Origin of the sequence: Halobacterium litoreum (genome assembly GCF_021233415.1) — an archaeon.
GTDB classification, from domain to species: Archaea; Halobacteriota; Halobacteria; order Halobacteriales; family Halobacteriaceae; genus Halobacterium; species Halobacterium litoreum.
The window spans coordinates 1,620,321-1,642,716 of record NZ_CP089466.1; the positions used below are offsets into that span (position 1 = coordinate 1,620,321).

The 22,396-nt window shown below is 70.5% G+C and carries 25 protein-coding genes; 10 read left to right on the top strand and 15 right to left on the bottom strand.

What is annotated here, in order from left to right:
* The first annotated feature begins 9 nt into the window (after window positions 1-9).
* Window positions 10-771 carry an enoyl-CoA hydratase/isomerase family protein gene (locus LT972_RS08865; RefSeq protein WP_232569591.1) on the top strand — a complete coding sequence of 254 codons (762 nt, stop codon included), beginning with the start codon at window positions 10-12 and terminating at the stop codon, window positions 769-771.
* On the opposite strand, the gene hutH is transcribed toward LT972_RS08865, so the two are convergent.
* From hutH to hutU, 4 genes are read right to left on the bottom strand one after another with little or no spacing between them, the layout of a single operon-like run.
* Window positions 772-2,343 (bottom strand): histidine ammonia-lyase, encoded by a 1,572-nt coding sequence (gene hutH / locus LT972_RS08870; protein ID WP_232569593.1) that lies wholly within the window; start codon window positions 2,341-2,343, stop codon window positions 772-774.
* Window positions 2,336-3,577: an imidazolonepropionase gene (hutI, locus tag LT972_RS08875; RefSeq protein ID WP_232569595.1), complete on the bottom strand. Its 1,242-nt coding sequence runs from the start codon at window positions 3,575-3,577 to the stop codon at window positions 2,336-2,338. The genes hutH and hutI overlap by 8 nt, the downstream gene beginning before the upstream one ends.
* Window positions 3,574-4,479, bottom strand: coding sequence for a formimidoylglutamase (gene hutG, locus LT972_RS08880; protein WP_232569597.1), 906 nt, complete (start codon window positions 4,477-4,479; stop codon window positions 3,574-3,576). Before hutG ends, hutI begins: the two co-directional genes overlap by 4 nt.
* Entirely contained in the window at window positions 4,479-6,221 is a 1,743-nt protein-coding gene (gene hutU / locus LT972_RS08885) for a urocanate hydratase (protein ID WP_232569599.1), read from the bottom strand. Before hutU ends, hutG begins: the two co-directional genes overlap by 1 nt.
* A gap of 83 nt (window positions 6,222-6,304) precedes the next feature.
* On the opposite strand from hutU, the gene LT972_RS08890 reads away from it, so the two are divergent.
* Window positions 6,305-6,934 carry a helix-turn-helix domain-containing protein gene (locus LT972_RS08890; protein ID WP_232569601.1) on the top strand — a complete coding sequence of 210 codons (630 nt, stop codon included), beginning with the start codon at window positions 6,305-6,307 and terminating at the stop codon, window positions 6,932-6,934.
* Here LT972_RS08890 and LT972_RS14935 read toward each other — a convergent pair whose 3' ends face one another.
* Genes LT972_RS14935 through LT972_RS08900 form a run of 3 tightly spaced genes read right to left on the bottom strand, consistent with a single transcriptional unit; the run spans window position 6,935 to window position 9,437 of the window.
* On the bottom strand, window positions 6,935-7,057 hold the full coding sequence (locus LT972_RS14935; protein WP_408610814.1) for a hypothetical protein: 123 nt from the start codon (window positions 7,055-7,057) through the stop codon (window positions 6,935-6,937). It abuts the gene before it with no gap.
* Complete coding sequence (locus LT972_RS08895; protein ID WP_232569603.1) at window positions 7,012-7,947, bottom strand: sensor histidine kinase; 936 nt, start codon at window positions 7,945-7,947, stop codon at window positions 7,012-7,014. Before LT972_RS08895 ends, LT972_RS14935 begins: the two co-directional genes overlap by 46 nt.
* A 35-nt stretch (window positions 7,948-7,982) precedes the next feature.
* Complete coding sequence (locus LT972_RS08900; RefSeq protein WP_232569605.1) at window positions 7,983-9,437, bottom strand: ATPase domain-containing protein; 1,455 nt, start codon at window positions 9,435-9,437, stop codon at window positions 7,983-7,985.
* Between the two features lie 112 nt (window positions 9,438-9,549).
* Here LT972_RS08900 and LT972_RS08905 point away from each other — a divergent pair, with 112 nt between their 5' ends.
* Window positions 9,550-9,972: a hypothetical protein gene (locus LT972_RS08905; protein ID WP_232569607.1), complete on the top strand. Its 423-nt coding sequence runs from the start codon at window positions 9,550-9,552 to the stop codon at window positions 9,970-9,972.
* Here LT972_RS08905 and LT972_RS08910 read toward each other — a convergent pair.
* Genes LT972_RS08910 through paaK form a run of 4 tightly spaced genes read right to left on the bottom strand, consistent with a single transcriptional unit; the run spans window position 9,969 to window position 13,040 of the window.
* The gene (locus tag LT972_RS08910) at window positions 9,969-10,841 is read right to left on the bottom strand and encodes an amidohydrolase family protein (RefSeq protein WP_232569609.1); all 873 of its coding nucleotides are present in this window, start codon (window positions 10,839-10,841) and stop codon (window positions 9,969-9,971) included. The genes LT972_RS08905 and LT972_RS08910 overlap by 4 nt on opposite strands.
* On the bottom strand, window positions 10,838-11,296 hold the full coding sequence (locus LT972_RS08915) for a MaoC/PaaZ C-terminal domain-containing protein (RefSeq protein ID WP_232569611.1): 459 nt from the start codon (window positions 11,294-11,296) through the stop codon (window positions 10,838-10,840). The genes LT972_RS08910 and LT972_RS08915 overlap by 4 nt, the downstream gene beginning before the upstream one ends.
* A 31-nt stretch (window positions 11,297-11,327) precedes the next feature.
* Entirely contained in the window at window positions 11,328-11,714 is a 387-nt protein-coding gene (locus LT972_RS08920) for a hypothetical protein (protein ID WP_232569618.1), read from the bottom strand.
* Between the two features lie 42 nt (window positions 11,715-11,756).
* Window positions 11,757-13,040 (bottom strand): phenylacetate--CoA ligase PaaK, encoded by a 1,284-nt coding sequence (paaK, locus tag LT972_RS08925; RefSeq protein ID WP_232569621.1) that lies wholly within the window; start codon window positions 13,038-13,040, stop codon window positions 11,757-11,759.
* A 73-nt stretch (window positions 13,041-13,113) separates the two neighbouring features.
* Here paaK and LT972_RS08930 point away from each other — a divergent pair, with 73 nt between their 5' ends.
* Window positions 13,114-14,268 (top strand): thiolase C-terminal domain-containing protein, encoded by a 1,155-nt coding sequence (locus LT972_RS08930; protein WP_232569623.1) that lies wholly within the window; start codon window positions 13,114-13,116, stop codon window positions 14,266-14,268.
* The gene (locus LT972_RS08935) at window positions 14,265-15,683 is read left to right on the top strand and encodes a zinc ribbon domain-containing protein (RefSeq protein WP_232569625.1); all 1,419 of its coding nucleotides are present in this window, start codon (window positions 14,265-14,267) and stop codon (window positions 15,681-15,683) included. The genes LT972_RS08930 and LT972_RS08935 overlap by 4 nt, the downstream gene beginning before the upstream one ends.
* Here LT972_RS08935 and LT972_RS08940 read toward each other — a convergent pair.
* Entirely contained in the window at window positions 15,649-16,824 is a 1,176-nt protein-coding gene (locus LT972_RS08940; RefSeq protein WP_232569627.1) for an MFS transporter, read from the bottom strand. The genes LT972_RS08935 and LT972_RS08940 overlap by 35 nt on opposite strands.
* A 119-nt stretch (window positions 16,825-16,943) precedes the next feature.
* Here LT972_RS08940 and LT972_RS08945 point away from each other — a divergent pair, with 119 nt between their 5' ends.
* On the top strand, window positions 16,944-18,239 hold the full coding sequence (locus LT972_RS08945) for a 5'-deoxyadenosine deaminase (protein WP_232569629.1): 1,296 nt from the start codon (window positions 16,944-16,946) through the stop codon (window positions 18,237-18,239).
* Window positions 18,240-18,259: 20 nt separating this feature from the next.
* Here LT972_RS08945 and LT972_RS08950 read toward each other — a convergent pair whose 3' ends face one another.
* Genes LT972_RS08950 through LT972_RS08960 form a run of 3 tightly spaced genes read right to left on the bottom strand, consistent with a single transcriptional unit; the run spans window position 18,260 to window position 19,242 of the window.
* Entirely contained in the window at window positions 18,260-18,730 is a 471-nt protein-coding gene (locus LT972_RS08950) for a nucleic acid-binding protein (protein WP_232569631.1), read from the bottom strand.
* On the bottom strand, window positions 18,727-18,978 hold the full coding sequence (locus tag LT972_RS08955; protein WP_232569633.1) for a hypothetical protein: 252 nt from the start codon (window positions 18,976-18,978) through the stop codon (window positions 18,727-18,729). The genes LT972_RS08950 and LT972_RS08955 overlap by 4 nt, the downstream gene beginning before the upstream one ends.
* Window positions 18,979-19,032: 54 nt before the next feature.
* Window positions 19,033-19,242: a hypothetical protein gene (locus tag LT972_RS08960; RefSeq protein ID WP_232569635.1), complete on the bottom strand. Its 210-nt coding sequence runs from the start codon at window positions 19,240-19,242 to the stop codon at window positions 19,033-19,035.
* A 129-nt stretch (window positions 19,243-19,371) separates the two neighbouring features.
* Here LT972_RS08960 and LT972_RS14880 point away from each other — a divergent pair, with 129 nt between their 5' ends.
* Genes LT972_RS14880 through LT972_RS08975 form a run of 4 tightly spaced genes read left to right on the top strand, consistent with a single transcriptional unit; the run spans window position 19,372 to window position 22,396 of the window.
* The gene (locus LT972_RS14880; RefSeq protein ID WP_269780527.1) at window positions 19,372-19,497 is read left to right on the top strand and encodes a hypothetical protein; all 126 of its coding nucleotides are present in this window, start codon (window positions 19,372-19,374) and stop codon (window positions 19,495-19,497) included.
* Window positions 19,498-19,543: 46 nt separating this feature from the next.
* Window positions 19,544-20,413, top strand: a complete 870-nt coding sequence (locus LT972_RS08965) for a 3-hydroxyacyl-CoA dehydrogenase family protein (protein ID WP_232569637.1) — start codon at window positions 19,544-19,546, stop codon at window positions 20,411-20,413.
* The gene (locus LT972_RS08970) at window positions 20,410-21,213 is read left to right on the top strand and encodes an enoyl-CoA hydratase/isomerase family protein (RefSeq protein ID WP_232569639.1); all 804 of its coding nucleotides are present in this window, start codon (window positions 20,410-20,412) and stop codon (window positions 21,211-21,213) included. Before LT972_RS08965 ends, LT972_RS08970 begins: the two co-directional genes overlap by 4 nt.
* 34 nt (window positions 21,214-21,247) lie before the next feature.
* Window positions 21,248-22,396, top strand: coding sequence for a helix-turn-helix transcriptional regulator (locus LT972_RS08975; RefSeq protein WP_232569640.1), 1,149 nt, complete (start codon window positions 21,248-21,250; stop codon window positions 22,394-22,396).

Here is a 22,396-nt window from a genome sequence, read left to right on the forward strand (position 1 = left end):
CGCCCGGCCATGCACACCGAGACCACCGAGGGCGTCCTGCGCGTCACCTTCGACCGCCCCGAAGTGATGAACGCCTTCACCGCCGACCTCGCCGCCGACCTCGCCGAAACCATCGAGTCGGCCGGCCCCGACACCCACGACGCGATTCTCCTGACCGGGGAGGGCGCCGCGTTCTCCGCGGGCGGCGACGTGCAGTCGATGGCCGAGCGCGAGGAGAACGTCCGCGAGGCCTACGAGCGCGTCGAGCGCACGTTCGGCCGCCTCGCCGAGGCAGCGATGGAGTCCCGCGTCCCCATCGTCGCTCGCGTGAACGGCGACGCCGTCGGTGCCGGTCTCGCGGTCGTCGCGCTCTCCGATTTCGCGTACGCCGTCCCCGACGCGCGCTTCTCGTGTGCGTTCGTGCGCGTCGGCCTCGTCCCCGACACCGGCGGGAGTTTCCTCCTGCCGCGCCTCGTCGGCCTCCGGGAGGCCAAGCGCCTCGCGTTCACCGCCGACTTCGTGGACGCCGGCGAGGCCGCCGACCTCGGCCTCGTGAACGACTGCGTCCCCGAGGACGAACTCGACGAGACGGTCGAGGGACTGCTCGACACGCTCCGCGCGCGCCCAACGCGGACCATCGGCGTCATCCGGCAGGCGCTCCACGACAACCTCGGGCGCGAGTGGGACGACGCCCTCGACCACGAGAATCTGCTCCAGAGTCAAGCCTACGACACCGACGAACACGGCGAGGGCGTCGCGGCGTTTCTGGAAGGGCGGGAGCCCGAGTTCTGACTACTCCAACGCCTCGCCGATTTCTCGCTCCACGGCGTCGTCCACCAGTCCCTCGCGAATCAAATCGCCGACCGCTTCCATGTCGCCGGACAGCGACCGGTCCTCGGTGACGGCCGGCGACACGTCCCGCACGAGGTCGTAGACCGCTCTCGTTCCGGGCGCGTGCCGGAGTTCGTCGTCCAAGAATTCGCTCGCTTGGGAGCCACAGAGCAGTTCGACGCCGACCACGGTCGCGGCCTTCTCGGCGGCCTCGCGGAAGCCGTACGCGCTCCCGGCGCTCATGCTCACGTGGTCCTCCTGATTGCCGGAGACGGGCGTGTTGTCCGTCGACGGCCGGCCGAGCGACCGGAGGTCGTTGACCAGCGACGCGGCGGTGTACTGGGGAATCATCAGCCCCGAGTGGAGGCCGCTGTTCGGGGAGAGGAACGGCGGCAGGTACTCCTCCTGAATCTCGGGGTTGAGGAGGCGGTCGGTGCGGCGCTCGCTGATGGCCGCGAGTTCGGCGAGCGCGCTCGCGGCGTAGTCGAGGCGGAGCGCGAGCACCTCGCCGTGGAAGTTCCCGCCCGAGAGCACGGCGGCGCGGTCGGTGCCGCTGGCGCGCGGGTCGGCGTCCGCGGCGTCGAAGACGAGGGGGTTGTCGGTCGCGCTGTTGAGTTCCGTCTCCACGGCGCCCCGGAGGTGCGCGAGCGCGTCCCGGACCGCGCCGTGGACCTGCGGGAGGCAGCGAATCGAGTACGCGTCCTGCACGCGGTCGCAGTTCCGGTGGGACTCCACGACTTCAGAGTCCGCGGTGAGGCGTTTGACGTTGCGCGCGCTCGCGGCCTGTCCGTCGTGGGGGCGCACGCCCTGAATCGCGGGGTCGCAGTTCGCCGTCGTGGACATCGTCACCTCGGTGGTGAGCGCGCCCGCGGCGTCGGCGGCGCGGAGCGCGCGCTCGCCGTCCAAGAGCGCGAGCGCCGCCAGCCCGGTCGTGAGTTGCGTGCCGTTGATGAGCGCGAGGCCCTCCTTCGCTTCGAGCGTGACGGGGTCGAGGCCCGCCCGCGCGAGCGCCTCATCGCCCGCAAGTCGCTCGCCGCCCACCTCTGCGGTTCCTTCCCCAATCAGGACGAGCGCAAGATGGGCGAGCGGCGCGAGGTCGCCGCTCGCGCCGAGGCTCCCGCGAGAAGGCACGACCGGATGGACGCCCGCGTTCAGCATCTCCGCGAGCAGCGAGACGACGCGCTCCCGGATGCCAGAGTAGCCCTTCGCGAGCGCGTTCAGACGGGTGAGCAGGAGCGCGCGCACTTCCTCGCGTTCGAGTTCGCGGCCGGCGCCCGCGGCGTGACTGCGAATCAGGTTCGTCTGGAGCGCTTCGAGGTCGTCGGCATCGATTTGGGTGTCCACGAGCGACCCGAACCCGGTGTTCACGCCGTAGACCGGGTCGCCCGCTTCGAGGACGTCCCGGACGCGCTCGCGGGACTCGCGGACTCGCTCGCGCGCTTCGTCGGCGATGCGGACGGACGCGTCGTCGCGGGCGACGCGCTCCACGTCCTCGGGGGTCAGCGTCTCGCCGTCGGCGACCACCTCACGCATCGGCGGCCACCTCCCCGGCGACGACCGCTCCGTCCTTCAGCACGGCGTCGACGCTGTTCACGCCGAAGTTGTACGGGACGTGGACGTGACTCGGGCCGTCCACGATGGCGAGGTCGGCGGCGGTGCCCTCGCGGAGCGTGCCGGTGCCGTCCCCGCGGTCGATTGCGCGGGCGGCGTGGGCCGTCGCGCCGAGCAGGGCGTCCGCCGGCGCCATCCGCATCCCGTTGCACGCCAGCGCCAGCACGAACCCCATGCTCTGGCTGTAACAGTTCGGATTCAAGTCGGTGGCGAGTGCGACCGGCGCGCCCGCGTTCCGGAACTGCTCGGGGTCGGCGTAGTCCTCGCCGAGCGCGAACGCGGTACCCGGCAGGAGCACGGGCGTCACGCCCGATTCGGCGAGCGCGCGGGCGTCGTCGCTGTTCGCGTGCAGGAGGTGGTCGGCGCTCACGGCGTCGAGTTCGGCGGCCAACTGCGCGCTCCCGAGGCGCGTGAACTCCTCGGCGTGAATCTTCGGCGCGAGGCCGTGCTCCCGGCCCGCCTCCAGAATCCGGCGGGACTGCTCGACGGTGAACACGTCCTCCTCGCAGAACACGTCGCAGAATTCTGCAACACCTTGCTCGGCCGCCCGCGGAATCTGGTCCTCGATGACTTCGTCGACGTAGTCCGCGGGGTCGCGGCCGTCGGGGGTGGCGTGCGCGCCCATGAACGTCCCGACCACGTCTACCGGGTGGTCGGCAGCGGCGGCCTCGATGGCGTCCAGCATCCGGAGCTCCGTCTCCGTGTCGAGGCCGTAGCCCGTCTTCACTTCGGCCGTCGTCGTACCGTGTTCGAGCATCTCGTCCAACTGGGCTGTGAGGTTCGCCACCAGTTGTTCGTCGCTGGCCTCGCGGACCGCGCCGACGGTGCGGAGGATGCCGCCGCCCTCGGCGAGAATCTCCTGGTAGGGCTTCCCCCGGAGTTTCGCGGCGAACTCGTCGCTCCGGTCGCCCGCGAACAGGGCGTGCGTGTGCGGGTCGACGAACCCCGGGAGCACCGTCTGCCCGGACGCGTCGATGCCGCTGTCGGCGTTCTCGGCGGGATACTCGCGACGCACGTCGTCGCTCGGGCCGACCATCGCCACGTCGCCGTCGACGACCGCGACTGCGCCGTCGTCGTACGCGCGCAGGCCGCCGTCCGAAGCGGGCCCGACCACGAGTTCGCTCGCGCCGTGAACGACCGTCTGGAGGTCGCTCATCGCGCCCCCGCGAGGAAGTGCGCAATCGTTCGCGCGGCGGCGTCGACGGTCCGGTGCTCCGTGTCCAACGGCGGCGCGGTCTCCACGACCTCGAAGCCGGCGACGCGCTCGTCGCGCGCGAGGCTCCTGACGAGACGGAACAGCTCTCGGGGCTGGAGGCCGCCCGGCGTCGGCGCGCTCGACCCCGGATACGCGGCGTCCAGCACGTCGATGTCGACGCTGACGTAGAGGTAGTCGACGCCGGTCATCGGCGCAAGCGCGTCGCCGAGCGCGGCCTCGGGGTCGGCGCCCGCCTCTTCGGCGGTGACGACGGCGCCGCCCTGCTCGCGCAGGAAGTCGGCGTACGCGGTGCTCGTCTCGAAGTGGCGCGCGCCCACCACCGAGAGCGCGTCGAGGCCGGCGTCGAACAGTTGGCGGTACGGCGTCCCGCTGGACGGGCCGTCCACCGGTTCGCGGCAGTCGAGGTGCGCGTCGAAACTCACGACGCCGAGCGTGCCGGCGTCGAGCAGGGGCGCGGCGTTCGCGTACGAGAGCGAGTTGTCGCCGCCGACGAAGACGGGAAGCGCGTCGGTCGCGTGGACCTCGGCGGCGGCCTCGCGGACCGAGGCCTGCGCCGCGGCCACGTCGTCGTCCACGACCACCACGTCCCCGAGGTCGGCCACCGAGTCGACGGGGCCGTGCTCGAAGTGGTGGGTTTTGACGCCCGCGAGCGCCTCCTTCACCGCCTTCGGCCCCTCCTCGGCGCCCTGCCGCCCGATGACCGCACCGTCGTACGGTTCGCCGACGAGCACGGCGTCGTAGGCGTCCGCGTCCTCGATTGTCGTCGGCGCCACTACGTCGCCGAACTGCTCGTCGTTCGGGTCCGACGACGTGGGCTGCCAGTCCTCGGCCTCCCGGAACATCACTCCTCACCCCCCATCGGGACGGTCACGTCCGACTCGCGGGCTTCGTCGATGGCCTCCTCGTAGCCCGCGTCGGCGTGACGAATCACGCCCATTCCGGGGTCGGTGGTGAACACGCGCTCGGCCTTCTCTGCGGCCAAATCGGAGCCGTCGAGCACGACGTGGTTGTTCGCGTGGAGCGCGTTCCCGATGCCGACGCCGCCGCCGTCGTGGACGCTCACGATGTCCGCGCCCGCGGCGGTGTTCACGAGCGCGTTCAGAATCGGCCAGTCCGCAATCGCGTCCGAGCCGTCCCGCATCGCCTCCGTCTCGCGGTTCGGGCTCGCGACGGAGCCGGCGTCGAGGTGGTCCCGCGTGACGACCACCGGCGCCTCGATTTCGCCCGCGGCGACCAGTTCGTTGATGCGGAGCGCGAAGCGAGCGCGCTCGGTGAGGCCGTCTTCACTCTCGCCGGCGTGGTACCCCAGCCAGCACACCCGACTCGGCAGGCCCTGGAACTGCACCTGTTCCTGCGCGAGGTCTATCCACCGGTGGAGGTCGTCTTTCTCCGGGAACAGTTCCTTGACGGCCTCGTCGGTGCGGTGGATGTCGGCCTCCTCGCCGGAGAGCGCCACCCACCGGAACGGCCCCTTCCCGCGACAGAACAGCGGCCGGATGTACGCCGGCACGAACCCCGGGAAGTCGAAGGCTTCGTCCATCCCGCGGTGGTCCTCGACCTGCCCCCGGATGTTGTTCCCGTACTCGAAGGCGACGGCGCCCGCGTCCTGCAGGTCGAGGATGGCCTGCACGTGGCGTTCCATCGTGTCGAGGCTCGCCTCGACGTACGCGTCGGGGTCGTCCTCGCGCAGTTCGTCGGCCTCGGCGACCGTGTAGCCCGAGGGATAGTACCCCTCCAGTTCGTCGTGCGCGCTCGTCTGGTCGGTGACTACGTCGGGCGTGAAGCCGCGTTCGAGCATCCCCTCCAGCACGTCCGCGGCGTTCCCGTAGACGCCGACGCTGTACGGTTCGCCTGCCTCAGCGGCCTCGTTCGCCTTCCGGATGGCCTCGTCCAGGTCGTCGGTCTTCTCCATGCAGTACCCCGTCTCGATGCGCCGGTCGATGCGGCGCTCGTCGACCTCCGCGGCGATGCAGACGCCGTGGTTCATCGTCACGGCGAGCGGCTGCGCGCCGCCCATCCCTCCGAGGCCGCCCGTCGCCACGATTTTGCCGCGCAGGCCGTCGTTGTCGGGGTAGTGCTCGCGGGCGAGTTCGGCGAGCGTCTCGAAGGTCCCCTGAATGATGCCCTGCGTGCCGATGTACGCCCACGAGCCGGCGGTCATCTGGCCGTACATTATCTTCCCCTCGGCTTCGAGTTCGTGGAAGTGCTCCCAGTTGTCCCACTTCCCCACGAGGTTCGAGTTCGCGATGAGGACGCGGGGAGCGCGCTCGTGCGTCTGGAACACGCCCACCGGCTTCCCGGACTGCACGAGCATCGTCTCGTCGTCGGCGAGAGTCCGCAGCTGGTCGAGAATCGCGTCGTAGGCGTCCCAACTGCGGGCCGCTCGTCCCGTCCCGCCGTACACCACGAGGTCCTCGGGTTTCTCCGCGACCTCGGGGTCGAGGTTGTTGTTCAGCATTCGGAGCGCGGCCTCCTGTCGCCACCCCTCGCACTCGCGGTCGGTGCCCGTCGGCGCACCGCGGTACGCCTCCCACTCGTCTGACGGGTCGCCGACCTCGAAGTCGCCGCCTGGCGCGTCTGTCATACGTATCCATTCGGGGACGAATCCCAAAGGTCTGCAGGCCGCCACACGACGGGTTCTTTATATTGGCGTCCGTATCTCAGAGCGTGCAACAGGCGACGTTCCGGCTCGCGGGCGGCGGCGCGTACGCCGCTGCGACCGCCGACACCGACGTGCGGATGGCGCTGTGGTGTAACGACCACTGCGACCTCCTCCAGTTGCGGGGCGCCGACGCCGACAGCGTGCTCGCCGAGGTCGACGAACGGGTCGGCGTCCGCGAGCGCGTCGCCGAGGGCGACACCACGCTCGCGGTGACGGCGGCGTGCCTGCGCGCCGAGAGCGCGGGCATCGAGGACGTGCTCGCCGCCCACGGCTGTCTGCTCGTGCCGCCGCTCGCGTACGCCGACGGCGAAAAGCAGGTGCGCGTGCTCGCGCTCTCCCCGAGCGCGCTCACCGGCGTCTACCACGACCTGCGCGAGCGCTACGACGTGACCGTCGCCGACAAGCGCGAGGTGAGCGCGCCCGACCCCGGCGCGCCCGGCGTCGCGGGCGCCGACCTCACCGCGCGACAGGCCGCCGTCCTGCGCGCCGCCGTCGACGGCGGCTACTACGAGTTCCCGCGTGGCACCACCACGACCGAACTCGCACAGCAGTTCGGGCTCGCTCGCTCCACGCTCGAAGAACACCTGCGTCGCGCCGAAGGCAAGGTCGCTGCCGCGTTCGCCGCCGACCGCTGACTACGACTCCGCGGTCGGCCGGTTCGGGCGCGCCACGCCGCGGAACTCGAAGCGCGCGCCGCCGCCCTCGCTGTCGGTCACCGCGACGGTCCAGCCGTGCGCGTCGGCGACCTCCGACACCACGGACAGCCCGAACCCGGTGCCCGTCTCCTCGCCCGACTCGCCCCGTTCGAGGACGTCGTCGCGGTCCCCTGTGGAATCCCCGACCCGTCGTCGGCGACGTAGAACCCCTCGCAGTCGTCGAGGTCGCCGACCGTCACTGTCACGCCCTCGCCGCCGTGTTCGACGGCGTTCCGCAGCAGATTCCCGACGAGTTGCGTGAGGCGGTCCTCGTCCGCGAGCACGGCGCCGTCCACGTCCACGTAGATTGTCGCGTCCGACGAATCCACCGCCTGCCAGCACGTTCGCACCACCGCCCGCAGGTCGACGGGCGCCCCGTCGACGGACACGTCGCCGGTGCGAGCGAGCGCCAGCACGTCGTCCACGAGCCGGTCGATGCGTTCGAGTTCCCGGCCCATCGCGTCGAAGTGCGCCTCATCGCCGGTCTCCCGAGCGAGTTCGAGCCGTCCGGTCACGACGTTCAGGGGGTTCCGAATCTCGTGAGCGACCGTGCTCGCGAACGTCTCCAGGCGCTCGTTTCGCGCCGCAAGTTCCCGCGTCTGGCGCTGGCGCACGAGCAGATTCGACAGCCGCCGGAAGAACACGGACGCGTCTACGGGCGCGGTGACCGTCTCGTCTACGACCCGCGGCGTTCCGTCGTCGCTCCCGGTCACCGACGCCAAGTCGAGGCGCGTGTCGGGCCGGCGAACGAGCACGACCGGACAGAACTCCGGCGACCGTCGCTCGGTCTCCTCGCGCAGCGTCGCCCGGTGCTCGGGGAGCGAGCGGTCGTCGACGACGAACAGGTCCGCAGCAGTCCCGTCGTCGACGACCTCGTGGCCGCCCCTCTCCACGAGCGCGGCGAGCGCGTTCCGATTCCCGCGGTCGTTTACGAGGACGCGTACGTCGGCCATTCTCTCACCGACCCTCCGGGCGTCCCGCCGTCGCCTCAGTCCGCATTCTCGACCACCTCCGGTACGCCCTCGAGGATGCCCCGGAGGTCGCTGAGCGGTTCGCCGACTTCGATGCCGTCCCCCGAAATCTCGAACTCGCGGAGCGTGTTCTCGAAGTCGCCGACGCGCTTCTTGAGGACGCCGACGACGCGCTCTATCTGGCCGTTGCGCTCGATGTAGTTCATGAACACGACGTTGTCCGCGAGGTACGTGATGTTCTCGCTGGTCGGCTTCGCGAACCCAGTCACGCTGCTGATTTCGTCCAGCAACATTACGGAGACGTTCACGTTTTTCAGGTAGCGCGTGAGCGCGTGGAGTTTCTGCGTGGTGTCGGCGGTGTTCCCGTGGAGGGCCTGTTTGTAGCCGCTGATGCCGTCGATGACGACGAATTCGGCGTCGTACTCGTCGAGGTCCGCGCGAACCATCTGGGCGAACTCCTCGGGGGACTTCTCCAGCGGTTCGACCACGGAGACCGCGAGGTCGCCGCGCTCCCGGCACTCCGCGACGGGGATGTCGAGGCTCGCCGCCCGGTGCGTGAACGTCGTCTCGTTCTCCTCGAACAGATAGACGACGCCGTTCGTACCGTCGTCGGCTGCCGTCGTCAGGAACTCCGCGGCGGTCGTCGACTTCCCGATGCCGGTCGGCCCGCTGAGGATGGTGACGGTGCCGCGTTCGAGGCCGCCGCCGAGCAGCGTGTCGAAGTTCTCGACGCCCGAGGACAGCGGCCGCGGGTCGAACTCGCGGGCGTCCGACGGCGGCACCAGCGCCGGGAACACCTCGATGCCCTCGCCCCGGATTTCGAGGCCGTGCGTACCGTTGGGCGTCTCGACGCCGCGGTGTTTCGGCACCGCGACGCGACGCCCCGTGTCGCCGCGTTCGAGTTCCACGACGCCGTCGCTGAGCGACTCGATTTCGCTGTGCTGGCCGGGTTCCATCGTCTCCGTCGCGACGACTGTCGTGCCGCGCTCGCGGAGGAACCGCATGAACGAGATGATGCGCTTTCGGTACTGGTGTTTCGAGGGTTCGAGGGCCTCCAGTTGGGAGATGGGGTCGAGGAGCACGCGGTTCGGGTCGAGTGCCTCGATGCGTTCCCGGATGTCCTCGACGAACCGGTCGTCCGCGATGTCGCGGGGGTCGACGAGTTCGTACGTGCGGTCCTCGCTGAAGAACTCGGAGTCCGGCCCGAGGTCGAGGAAGTCGGCGTCCGCGAGGTCGATGCCGACGCGCGCGGCGTTCACGAGAATCTCCTCGCGGGACTCCTCGCCGTGGATGTAGAGCACGTTCTCGCCGTTCCGCAGACCGGTTTCGAGAAACGACATGCCGAGAATCGTCTTCCCGGTGCCAGGCCTACCGAGCACGAGATACATCCGTTCGGAGATGTATCCGCCGCCGAGGAGGGCGTCGAGCCCGGATATACCGCTCGAATAGCGCGACAGAGAACCGTCGTCCATGGCCCGAGAAGGGGCGACCGAGTTGTTAAAATACCGGTTGCGGGTGGTACTGCGCGAGTTTCCGCGAGGGGCGAGCGCAACGCTTCAATTGCTCGCGTCCCTACGCCGACGCGTGCGTCGATTCGTCCTCGCCGTCGTCGCCGGCGTGCTCGCCGAGGCCGCGCTCCTCGCAGCGGTCGGCGAACTCCCGCCCCACCACCCCGCCATCGGCACGACCGCGTTCCGCGTCGTCACCGTCGGCGCCGTCGGCGGGTTCGTCGCGGCGACGGCGACCGACCGTGCGCCCCGGTACGCGGCGTTCGCGGCGTCCGCGAGCGTCGGCGTCGGAGTCGGCGCGGCGCTCTGGTGGACGGTGCTGTACGGCGACACCGTCGGCGTCCTCCACCACCTGCACTACGCGCTGGCGACCGTCGGCGTGCCGTTCGTGCTCGTCGAGGAAGTGCCGCGTCTCGTCGCCGCCGGCGCGGGCCTCGTCGTCGCCGTCGCGTTCGCGCTCGGGGGCGTGGTCGGCGGCGTCGCGGCGACCCGACCCTAGAGGTCGAGGAACGCCTCGGCGTTCTCCCAGAGGAGTTTCCGGTAGACCTCGTCGCTGTAGTCGGTGTGCTCGCTCAGGGAGTCCAGCCAGTCGTCGGGCCGAATCATCGGGTAGTCGGTGCCGAACATCACCTTGTCCTGTAGGATGGTGCCGGCGTAGTGCAGGACCTGCTCGTCGATGTACTTCGGCACCCACCCGGAGAGGTCCATGTAGACGTTGCCCTTCTGCTGGCAGATTGCCAGTTGCTCTTTCTCCCACGGGAACGCCGGGTGCGCGATGAGAATCTGCAACTCGGGGTGTTCGGCCGCCACGTCGTCCAGCAGCATCGGGTTCCCGTGCTTGACTTTCAGCCCGCGGCCGCCGGGCGCGCCGGCGCCGAGCGTGGAGTTCCCGCCGTGGAACACGCAGGGGACGCCGAGGTCCTCGATGGTGTTCCAGAGTTCCTCGTGTTCCGGGTCGCTCGGGTCGAAGCCCTGCGCTATCTGCTGGAACTTGAACCCGGAGAGGTCGAGGTCCTCGACCGCTCGGACGGCTTCCTCGACGCAGTCGTCCTTGAGGGGGTCGACGGACGCGAACCCGACGAAGAAGTCCTCGTGTTCGTCCCGCACCTCCGCGACGTAGTCGTTCGGCACGGGCGGATTGCCGGTGTTCGTCTCGGCGTCCCACCCGAGCAGGACGGCCTTCGCGACGCCCGCAGCGTGGTACTCCTCGACCATCTCGTCGTAGTCCCACGTCTCCATCTCGGAGCCGAACTTCGACGCCGCGTCCTCCATCATCTGCCCGCCCGCGTCCTCTAAGAACTCGCGGGTGGGCTGGTGGGCGTGCGTGTCGATGGCGCGCGTCTCCGCGAGCAGGTCGTCGAGGCTCATGCCCGCTTCACGAGGAACTTCATGTCCCCCGAGAACACCGTCTCGCCGTCGCTGTTCGTCATCTCGGTGTCGATGACGACGAGGCCCGCGTCCTCCCGCGAGGACAGTTCCTTCGTCTGCGTGACCTCCATGTCCAGCGAAATCGTGTCACCCATCTTCACGGGCGCCGGAATGTCCATGTAGTTCATCCCGAGGAACGCGATGACGCGTCGCTCGAGGAAGCCACACCGGTAGACGAACCCCGTCGCGAGCGAGAACGTCATCGGGCCGTGGGCGACGCGCTCGCCGAACTCCTGGTCTTCGGCGTACTCCGCGTTCGAGTGGAGTTCCGTCCAGTCGCCGGTGAACATCGAGTGCATCGTGAAGTCGGCTTCCGTCACCGTGCGCCCGACGCTCTCGAACGTCTCGCCTTCCTCGAAGTCCTCGAAGTAGTGGGGTTCGTAGCTGTAAGCCATACCGGCACCCGGCACCCGGAGGCTCAAATAGTTATGCCGTCCGCCCGGTCGCGACGCGCGCGACGAACAGGCCGAGCACCCACGTCACGACGAACGCGAGGACGCTCGGCACCGAGCCGCCGGCGACGCCGTCGAAGACGGCGACGAGGACGAGGTACGCGCCGACGGCGAGCGCGCACGCGACGGCGCTCCAGAGCACCGCGAGCGCGCGACTGTCGAACGCCCCGTCCCACTGTTCGCGGTAGATGCTCGGCACCGCGATGCCCGCGAGGAACACCGCGAAGTAGCCGTCGTTGGCGTCCGGCGCGCGCTCGAAGAGCGCGAACCCGGCGACGAGCGCGGCGACGACGGCCGTCGCGGTCACCGCGAACTCCGTGCTCCCGAGCCACGCCCGGAACCGAGCGACCAGTGAGCTCATGCCACTACGTGGCGGCGGTGCGCGCTTGAACCCACCGACACGTCAGCGGTGGTCGAAGACGCGCTTGACCTTCCCGGTCGCCTGCCGGTCGATGCCGCCGGGCGGCGCGACGGTGAGGTCGTCGGGCGTGAACGAGAGGACACTGGACAGCCGCGACAGCAGCGTGTCGTGGAGCGCCTCGGGGTCGCCGTCGAAGTCGTCGGCGCGCTCGACGGTTATCTCGATGCGGTCGAGTTCGCCGTCGCGGCGCAGGTCGATGCGGTAGTGCGGCGCGACGCCCTCGGTGTCGAGGGCCACGGCCTCGATTTCGCTCGGGTAGCAGTTCACGCCGCGCACGATGAGCAGGTCGTCGGTGCGGCCGGTGACGTTGTCCATGCGAACGGTGGTGCGTCCGCAGTCGCACTCGCCGGACGTGAGCGTCGTCATGTCGCCGGTGCGGTACCGCAACACGGGGAGGGCTTCCTTCGAGAGCGTCGTGAGGACGAGTTCGCCCTCCTCGCCCTCGGGGAGCACCTCGCCGGTGTCGGGGTCGACGACTTCCGGGTAGAAGCGGTCGTCCCAGACGTGCAGGCCGTCCTTGGCTTCGACGCACTCGACGGCGACGCCCGGCCCGATTATCTCGGAGAGCCCGTAGATGTCGACGCCGTCGACGTCGAGGCGCTCCTCGATGGCGTCACGCATCGGGTCGGTACACGGCTCCGCTCCGAAGACGACGGTCGAAAGCGGGAGGTCCGAGAGAGCCACGCCGCGGTCGGCGGCACGCTCGGCGAGGTAGAGCGCGTACGACGGCGTGCAGGTGAGCACGTCGCTCCCGAGGTCTTCGAGGAAGTCGAGTTGCCGGTCGGTGTTCCCGCCGCCGATGGGAATCAGTTCCGCGCCGAGGCGTTCGGCGCCCATGTGGATGCCGAGGCCGCCCGTGAACAGGCCGTAGCCGTAGGCGTTCTGGACGGTGTCGGTGTCGGTGACGCCGGCGGCGCGCAGCGAGCGGTCGGCGACCTCGGCCCAGACGTCGAGGTCGGACTCGGTGTAGCCGACGATTTTGGGTTTGCCGGTGGTGCCCGAAGAGGCGTGGACGCGCGCGACGTCCTCGCGGGGCACCGCGAATAGGCCGTCGGGGTAGGTGTCGCGAAAGTCCTCTTTCGTGGTGGTCGGGAGTTTGTCGATGTCGGCGACGCCGTCGACGTCGTCGGGGTGGACGCCGGCGTCGTCCATCGCCTCCCGGTAGAACGGGACGTTCTCGTAGGCGTGTTCGACGGTGTCTCGGAGGCGTTCGTCTTGGAGGCCGCGGCGTTCTGCTGGTGACACGTACTCGATGTCCGTGGGCATTGATATCACAGGTGGCGCGGTCCCCGATAGTTCTTCGGGGGAGACTATGAGGGAGGCCCGAGAACGCCGAGTCATGCGAGACGCGTACGTCGTCGGGGCGGGACAGACCGCGTTCGGGTCGTTTCCCGAGGAGTCCTACCGGTCGCTGTTCGCCACCGCGTTCGACCGCGCGATGGCGGCGGCAGACGGTCTCGGCCCGGCGGACATCGACGAAGCCGTAGTGGGGACACTCGGCGTGGGCGGCCGCCAACTCGGCCTCTCGGCGCCCGCGGTCACGGAACACGTCGGGCTCTCGGTGCCGACGACCAGAGTCGAGAACGCCTGCGCCGCGAGCGGGTACGCCGTCAGAAACGCCGTCCAGGCCGTCAAATCGGGGATGGCTGACGTGGTGCTGGCGGGCGGCTACGAGGTGATGACCGACGCGAGCGGCGACGCGACGAAGTACTGGCTCGGCGTGAGCGGCGAGACGGAGTGGGAGCGCCTGACCGGGACGACGTTCGCGGGGACGTACGCCCAGATGGCGAGCGCGTACTTCGACGAGTACGACGCGGACGTGGACGACCTCTCGCGGGCGGCGGTGAAGAACCACGCGAACGGCGCGCAGAACCCCCACGCCCAGTTGGGCTTCGAGTGTTCCCTCGAGGACGCGAGCGACGCGGCGACGGTCGCCGACCCGCTGACGCTCTATCACTGTTGTCCGACGAGCGACGGCGCGGCGGCCGTCCTCGTCGCCAGCGAGGAAGTAGCGGAGTCGATGGACGCCGCGCGGGTCGCGGGCGTCGGCGCGGGGAGCGACCGCGTCGGCCTGTTCGAGCGCGACACGTACACGTCGATTCCGGCGAGCGAGCGCGCCGCCGACGCCGCCTACGAGATGGCGGACTGCGGGCCCGACGAAATCGACCTCGCGGAGGTCCACGACTGCTTCGCCATCGCCGAACTGCTCGCGTACGAAGACCTCGGGTTCTGTGAACCGGGCGAGGCCCCGGAACTGCTCCGCGAGGGCGTCACCGACGCCGACGGCGACCTGCCGGTGAACGTCTCGGGCGGCCTCAAGTCGAAGGGCCACCCCATCGGCGCGACGGGCGCCGGCCAAATCGCCGAACTCTGGAAGCAACTCACCGGGAACGCGGGCGACCGGCAGGTCGAGGGCGTCGAGCGTGGGCTCGCGCACAACGTCGGCGGGAGCGGCGGCGCGGCCGTCGTCACCATTCTGGAGGGTGAAGCATGAGACTCGCGGGAGTCGGCGCGTACGCGCCGCGATTCCGGCTCTCCGGGGACGCTGTCGCTGACGCGCTCGGGCGCTTCCGGGCCCGGGGCGTCGACTCGGTCGCCGTCCCGGACGCCGACGAGGACGCGCTCACGATGGCGGCGGAAGCGGGCGAGCGCGCGCTCGACGCGGCGGGCGTCGAGGTCGACGAAATCGACGCGCTCTACCTCGCCTCGACCACGCTCCCGTACGACGAGGAGGCGGGCGCGGGCCGCCTCGGGAGCCTCCTTGACCTCGGCGAAGCGACGCGGAGCGCGCAATTCGGCGGGAGTACGGACGCCGGCGGCGAGGCGCTCGCCGCCGCGCTGGACGGCGACGACCACGCGCTCGTCGTCGCGTCGGACGCGCCCCGCGGCGCGTTCGACGAAGCCATCGGGCACGCGGCGGGCGCCGGCGCAGCAGCCATCGTCGTGGCGCCGGACGGCCCCGGACGAATCGCCGGCAGGAGCGCCGCGACGACCACCTACCCCGGCACGCGCTTCCGGGAGCGCGGCGACAGCGAGACGACGGGGCTCGGCGTCACCAGTTACGACCGGCAGGCGTACCGCGAGACGGTCGCGAGCGCGGTCGACGGCCTGGACGCCCCAGAGAACGCTGATGCGGCGGCGCTCCACGCGCCCGACGGCGACCTGCCGTACCGCGCCGCGGGCGCGCTCGGCGTCGAAACTGACGCCGTGACCGAAGGTATCGTTGCCCGACGGCTCGGCGACACCGGTGCCGCGAGCGCGCTCCTCGGCCTCGCGGGCGCGCTTGACGACGGCGCCGAGGACGTGCTCGTGGCGACGTACGGGAGCGGCGGCGCGGCCCACGCATTCCGCGTGCGGGCCGAGCGAGACGTGCCCGTGGACGCGGCGCTCTCGGGCGACCGGACCCTCGATTTCGCGGCGGCGCGGCGGCGAGCGGGCGCGTTCGACTCCGGCACGCCAGAGGGCGGCGGCGCGTACGTCAGCGTTCCCTCCTTCCGCCGAACCCTCGCCCAGCGCCACCGCCTCGTCGCGGGCGAGTGCGTCGCCTGCGGGAGCCTCTGCTTCCCGGCGGAGGGCGCCTGTACCGACTGCGGCGCGCGCGAGGGGTACGACGACGCGCCCCTGTCGCGTCGCGGCATCGTGGAGGCGTCGACGACCATCTCGCAGGGCGGTGCGCCGCCGGAGTTCGTGCCACAGCAGGCGCGAGCCGGCGAGTACGCGAGCGCCATCGTCGCCTTCGAGGGACCGGACGGCGGGCGTGCGAGCGTCCCCCTGCAGGTCGTGCTGGCGGGGGAGAGCACGCCCGAAATCGGGGACGAGGTGGTCGCCGTCCCGCGACTCCTCTACGAGCAGGAGGGCGTGCGGCGGTACGGCCTCAAGGGCGTGCCCGCAACCGAGAACCGACGGTAGCGAGCGCGACGGCCGCGAGCGCGGCGACCCCGGCGGCGGTGAGCAGGGGTTCGTAGCCGGTGTCGGCGGCGAGGTACGCGAACAGCAGCGGGCCGGCCGCGCGCCCGAGGAACGTCACGCTGTTTCTGAGGCTGAGCGCGCCGGCGCGCAGGTCGCCGGGGACGCGGGCGCTGAGCCCGGCATCCACGGACGGGAGGACGAAGCCGACGCCCGCGCCGACGACTGCTGCGCCCGCCGCAACGCCGACGACAGAGGTGGCGAACGGCACGGCGAGCAGCCCGACGGCGTACGTCGCGATACCGGCGCGGACGATGGCGGCGTCGCCGGCGCGGCGCGCGAGCCACCCGTTCGACGCGGCGGCGCCCGCGGCGACGACCTCGGCGGCGGTGATGACGAGGCCGATGCCGAGCGGCGAGGCGCCATACTCGCGGACGAGCAGGAACGGGAGCGCGGTGAGAATCGCGCCGAACAACAGGAGTTCGGTGAGCAGGGTGGCGGCGTAGTAGCCGAGTGCACCCGCCGAGGTGGCGACGCGCGCCATCGCGGAGAGGTAGCCGGGACGGGCGGTGCGTCGCGTCTCGGCCGGGAGGACGCGCGAGGCGACGACGGCGGCCGGGAGCGCGAGCAGGTAGGCGACGAACGGCGCGCGCCACGAGACGCCCGCGAGCGCGCCGCCCAGAATCGGGTAGGCGGCGGCCCCAGCGCCGAGTACGGCGGCGTTCACGCCGAGCACGGCGTTTCGCTGGACGCCGTCGAAGGCGTCGCCGACGAGCGTGACGGTGGCGACGAACAGCCCCGCGGCCGCGGTGCCCTGCACGACGCGGACGCCGACGACGACCCCGTACGGCGGCGCGAGCGCGATACTCGCGCCGGTGAGCGAGAACACGACGAGCGCGACGACGAGCAGTCGGCGGCGGCCGTATCGGTCGGCGAACGCGCCGAGGAACGGCGAGAGAACGATACCGGCGACGAAGTACGCGGAGACGAGCAGGCTGGCTTCGGCGTCGGTGAGCGACAGCGCCTCGCGGAAGGCGGGGAGCGCGGGCGCGACCAGCGGCACGCCGAGTGGCGCGAGCGCGGTGCTGAGTAGGACGACGCGGACGACCGGCGAGTCCCACGGCACGCGCTCTGCGGTAGACATTGCCCTCGTTGGGCTGTTCGACACACCGGGCGGAAAGCGTGGTTGCGGGCTACCGGCCAGTTCCCGACCGCGGGAGACCGGAACGCGTTAGGGGGCCGGGTGGCGTAGACGGTGAGGGAATGACGCTACTGTGCGCCGACACCGTGGTCTGTGACGCCGACCGCGCAATCGAGGACGGCGCGGTCGTCGTCGACGGCGACCGCGTCGCGGCGGTCGGCGACCGCGAGACGCTGGCCGACGAGTACCCGGACCGCGAGCGCGTCGAGGTGGACGTGCTCGCGCCGGGGCTCGTGGGCGGCCACGTCCACTCCGTGCAGAGCCTCGGGCGCGGCATCGCGGACGACGAGGAGTTGCTGGACTGGCTGTTCGACCACGTGCTCCCGATGGAGGCCTCGATGGACGCCGACGAGATGCGAGCGGCCGCCGACCTCGCGTACCTCGAATTCGTGGAGTCGGGGACGACCACCGTCGTCGACCACCTCTCCGTGGCGCACGCCGGCGAGGCGTTCGCGGCGGCCGCGGACAGCGGCGTACGCGCCCGGATGGGGAAGGTCCTGATGGACAAGGACTCGCCGGAGGGCTTACTGGAGGAGACGGACGCCGCGCTCGACGAGACCGAGGCCCTGATTCGGGAGTGGGACGGCGCCCGCGACGGTCGCATCCGGTACGCCGTCACGCCCCGGTTCGCCGTCTCCTGCACCGAGGAGTGTCTCCGGGGCTGTCGCGAACTGGCCGACGAGTACGGCGTCCGCATCCACACGCACGCCAGCGAGAACAAGGGCGAAATCGAGACCGTCGAGGAGGAGACGGGAAAGCGCAACGTCCACTGGCTGGACGAGGTCGGCCTGACCGGCGAGGACGTGGTGCTCGCGCACTGCGTGTGGACCGACGAGACGGAACGCGAACTGCTCGCGGAGACCGGGACGCACGTCACGCACTGCCCGTCTTCGAACATGAAACTCGCGTCGGGCGTCGCGCCCATCGAGGACTACCTCGACCGCGGCATCAACGTCGCGCTGGGGAACGACGGCCCGCCCTGCAACAACACGCTCGACGCGTTCACCGAGATGCGGCAGGCCAGCCTCCTCGGGAAGGTGTCGGACCTCGACCCGACCGCCCTCCCCGCCCGCACCGTCTTCGAGATGGCGACCCGGAACGGCGCCGAGGCCGCGGGCTTCGAGAACGTCGGGAAGATTCGCGAAGGCTGGAAGGCCGACCTCGTCGGCCTCACCACCGAGAACGCTCGCTCCACGCCGATGCACGACCCGTACTCCCACCTCGTGTTCGCGGCGCACGGCGACGATGTGACGCTCACGATGGTCGACGGCGACGTGCTCTACCGCGACGGCGACCACGAGCGCATGGACGCCGCCGCGATTCGGGAGCGCGCCAGCGAGTTCGCGGCGCGGTTCTGACTACCCGCACTGGGCGAACGCTACTCGTCCAGCAATCGAATCCCGCGTTCTACTACGGCCTCAGTCACGAACAAGCTCGTCTCCCGCTGGAGCGCACGCATCCGGGCCGCCGCCTCGTCTCGGCCGAGCAGTCCACGACCGTACCCGAGGGCGATGACACCAATAGAGCCGTGGACATCTACGCCCGCGTCGGACGCCGCTTCGCGGGCGGCGAGATCGTCTGTCAAGAGGACAGTCTCGTGTTCGATAGCGGCCGCGAGTGCGGCGCGCTCTCCGGCGTCGAGTTCGTCGACGACCTCGGTGGCATCGTTATCGACAGTCACGAGTTCGTCGGCGACGGCCGACAGTCCGTCCGGTAGCCCACCGGCCTCGACTTCCTCGTACACGGTTTCGGGGACGAGAAGCGTGTCGAACGCGTCGAAGAGTTCGAGCGATTCGATTTCCGCGAGGTGAATGAGCGGCCCCGCGTCCGAAACGGCCGCCGTCGTCACGCGTCCAAGCCCCAGTCGACGTCCGCCTCGACGGCTTCGCGCTCGCGTTCGGCTCGCTCGACTTTCGTCCGGCCGACGCGTTCTACCGCGGCCTCGCGGTCGAGTTCGCCGTCGAAGTAACGCGCGAGAACGAGGTCCTCCCAGAGGCGGTCTAGGCCCTGTTCGAGAGCGCGCTCGAAGACCTCGGACTCGGGGAGGTCTCTCGCCTCCGCAATCTCCCGCACGCGGTCGGAGATGTCCGCAGCCATACCTCCGGGTTGGTCCTCACCACTCTTAAATTCGTGTCCGTCCCCACGGTCCGACTACCGCTTTCGCTTCTTCGTCCAGTCGTCGAGCCGGTCGTTCGCGCGGTCCGGGTCGCGGTCGGCGCGCAGGAGTTCTTCGAGAAGCGCGGCGAACTCGTCGCTCGCGCGGTCGCTTTCCTCCAGGCGCGGAATCAGGCGGACGCGCACGCCGTCGAGGACGCGCTGGGGGGAGAACCGTGAGTCCGCGGTCGCGGGGTCGTCGGTCATTGCCCGACGAGAGGGCGACTGTGCCCTTGAATCCCGCGCTGGCGTGGTGGGTTCGGGGCCGGAGTCGGCGGTCGCGGGTGAGCGAACCGGCACCACGCTTTCGGGGCTGGCGACACGACCCTCAATCGGATGTCAGACTCCGAGCCAGTGATGTGTCCCGTCTGCGGTTGGACGGGCGATACCGAGGAGGTGGCGGGCGCAGAGACAGCGACGGCGTGTCCGACCTGCGGCGAACCGCTCGGCGACGTGGCGTGAGCGCGGCGCCTCTACCTTTTTCACGGCCGGCGGGCAACGCCGTGGTATGCGAGTCGCAGTACTCGGCGCTGGCACGATGGGCCACGGCATCGCGCAGGTCTCCGCGATGGCGGGCCACGACGTGGCGCTCCGAGACGTGGACGACGACATCGTACAGGACGGCCTCGACGCCATCGAGTCGAACCTCGCGGGCGGCGTGGAGCGCGACAAAGTCACCGACGACGAGATGGCGGCGACGCTCGCGCGCATCGAGGGGACGACCGACCTCGCCACGGCCGCGGGGGACGCCGACCTCGTCGTAGAGGCTGTCCCGGAGGACGTGGAACTCAAGCAGAACGTGCTCGGAGAGGCCGAAGGCGTCGCGCCAGCGGACGCCGTGCTGGCGTCGAACACGTCGAGTCTGCCGGTGACGGAAATCGCGGCGGCCTTGGAGCGACCCGGCCAGTTCGTCGGCCTGCACTTCTTCAACCCCGTCCACATCATGGCGCTCGTCGAGGTGGTGGTCGCCGAGCAGACGAGCGACGCGACCCGCGAGTTCGCGAGCGAGTACGTCGAAGGCATCGAGAAGACCGCGGTGGAGGTCCAGGATTCGCCTGGGTTCGCGTCCTCCCGACTCGGCGTCGCGCTCGGCGTCGAGGCGATGCGGATGGTCGAGGAGGGCGTCGCCAGCCCCCGGGACGTGGACGCGTCGATGGAACTCGGCTACAACCACCCGATGGGGCCAATCGAACTCGGGGACGTGGTCGGACTCGACGTGCGACTGGACATCCTCGAACACCTCCGCGAGGAGCTCGGTGAGCGCTTCCGCCCGCCCCAGATTCTCAAGCGCAAGGTGCGCGCGGGCAAGCTCGGGAAGAAGACCGGCGAGGGGTTCTACGTCTGGGAGGACGGCGAAATCGTCGGGGTGTCCGAATGACCGTCGCCGACACCGCCGCGGACTGCGAATTCGTCGAAGTCACGGAGGACGACCCCGAGCACGTCACTACCGTCACCATCGACCGGCCGGACGCGCGCAACGCGCTGAACGCACAGTTGCGCGAGGAACTGAAGTCTGTCTGCGCCGCAATCGACGACAGCGACGCGCGCGTCGTCGTGCTGACGGGAAGCGAGGACGCCGGCGCGTTCGTCGCGGGCGCGGACGTGGGCGAACTCCGCGAGCGCAACGCCGTCGAGCAGCGCCGCGCGAGCGAACGCCCCCGCGTCTACGAGGTCGTCGAAGACCTGCGCCAGCCCGTGATTGCGCGCTTGAACGGGCACGCGCTCGGCGGCGGCCTCGAACTCGCGCTCGCCTGCGACGTGCGCGTCTGCCACGAGCGCGCGAAACTCGGGAGCCCCGAAATCAACCTCGGCATCATCCCGGGCGGCGGCGCGACCCAGCGCCTCCCCCGGGTCGTCGGCGAGGGCCAGGCGATGAAACTGGTGCTCTCCGGCGACCTCGTCGGCGCCGAGGAGGCGCGAGACATCGGGCTCGTGGAGGACGTGTACGGCGACGACTTCGACGACGAGGTGTACGACCTCGCGGCGTCGATGGCCGACAACAGCCCGCTCGCGCTCGAATACGGGAAGGACGCCGTGAAGGCGGCCTCGCGGATGGACCTCGAATCGGGCATCGACTACGAGGCAGAGTTGTTCGCGCAACTGTTCGCCACCGCGGACAAAGACGAGGGCATCGACGCGTTCTTCGAGGACCGCGACCCGGAGTGGCAGGGCCGATAACAACCCTTTCAAACGTCGCCCTCGCAGGGAAACTATGCACCGCAGGGTGGCGTGCTGTATCGTCGGCTTGCTCGTCGTGGCGTCCGTCGTCGCGCCCGCCGCGGCGGCGACCACGCCGGACGAGGCCATCGGGATGCCCGAGGAGTTCGACCCGGACTCCGTGTCGCTGTCGGCGGCGTTACAGGCCGACGGCGACGCTGACTGGCAGTTCACGTACCGGATGCGGCTGACGAACGAGAACGAGACGGCGGCCTTCGAGGAGTTACAGGACGACGTGCAGGCGAACACGTCGACGTACGTCGACCGGTTCCGCAGTCGAATCACGGAGACGGTGGCGTCCGCCGAGAGCGCCACGGGTCGGAACATGTCCGTGGGGAACGTCTCCGTGTCGACGCGCGTCAACAGCCTGAACGAGGACTCGCTGGGCGTCGTGACGTACAGTTTCGAGTGGGGGAGTTTCGCCGCCGTGGAGGGCGACACCGTCGCGGCGGGCGACGCCCTCGAGGGTTTCTACCTCGACAACGAGACGTCGCTGACCGTGTCGTGGCCTGACGGCTACGAGGCGGCCGAAATCGACCCCGAGGGCGAGCGACCGCGGGAAGACGCCGTGGTCTGGTCGGGGCCACTGGAGTTCGGCGCCGGGCAGCCGAGTGTCGTGGTCGCGCCGAGCGACGAGGAGACGACGACTGAGGACAACACGGTCGACCTGACGGACACCGAGGGCGGGCCGAGCGACGCGAACTCCGGCGGCGCCCCGTCGCTGGCGACGCTCGCCGGCGGCTTGCTCGTCGTGCTCGCTGTCGCGGGCGGCGGGTGGCTCTACTGGTCGCGGAACGGCCGCGACGAGGGCGACGGCCCGGTTCCCACGCCCGGCGACACCGGAGGCGGCGGCGCGGCGGCCGCGGCGGCCGACGACGGCGACGAGGACGCCGGCGAGCCCTCGGAGAGCGAGCAGAACGAACCGCCGGCGGAGTTGTTGAGCAACGAGGAGCGCGTCGAGCGCTTCCTCGAATCCCAGGGCGGGCGCGCGAAACAGCAGGCCGTCGTCGAGGAACTCGGGTGGACGGAGGCGAAGACGAGCCAGGTGGTCAAGCAGATGCGCGAGGACGACCAACTCGAATCGTTCCGCATCGGCCGCGAGAACGTCCTGAAACTGCCGGACGCCGACGACCTCGACGAGTAG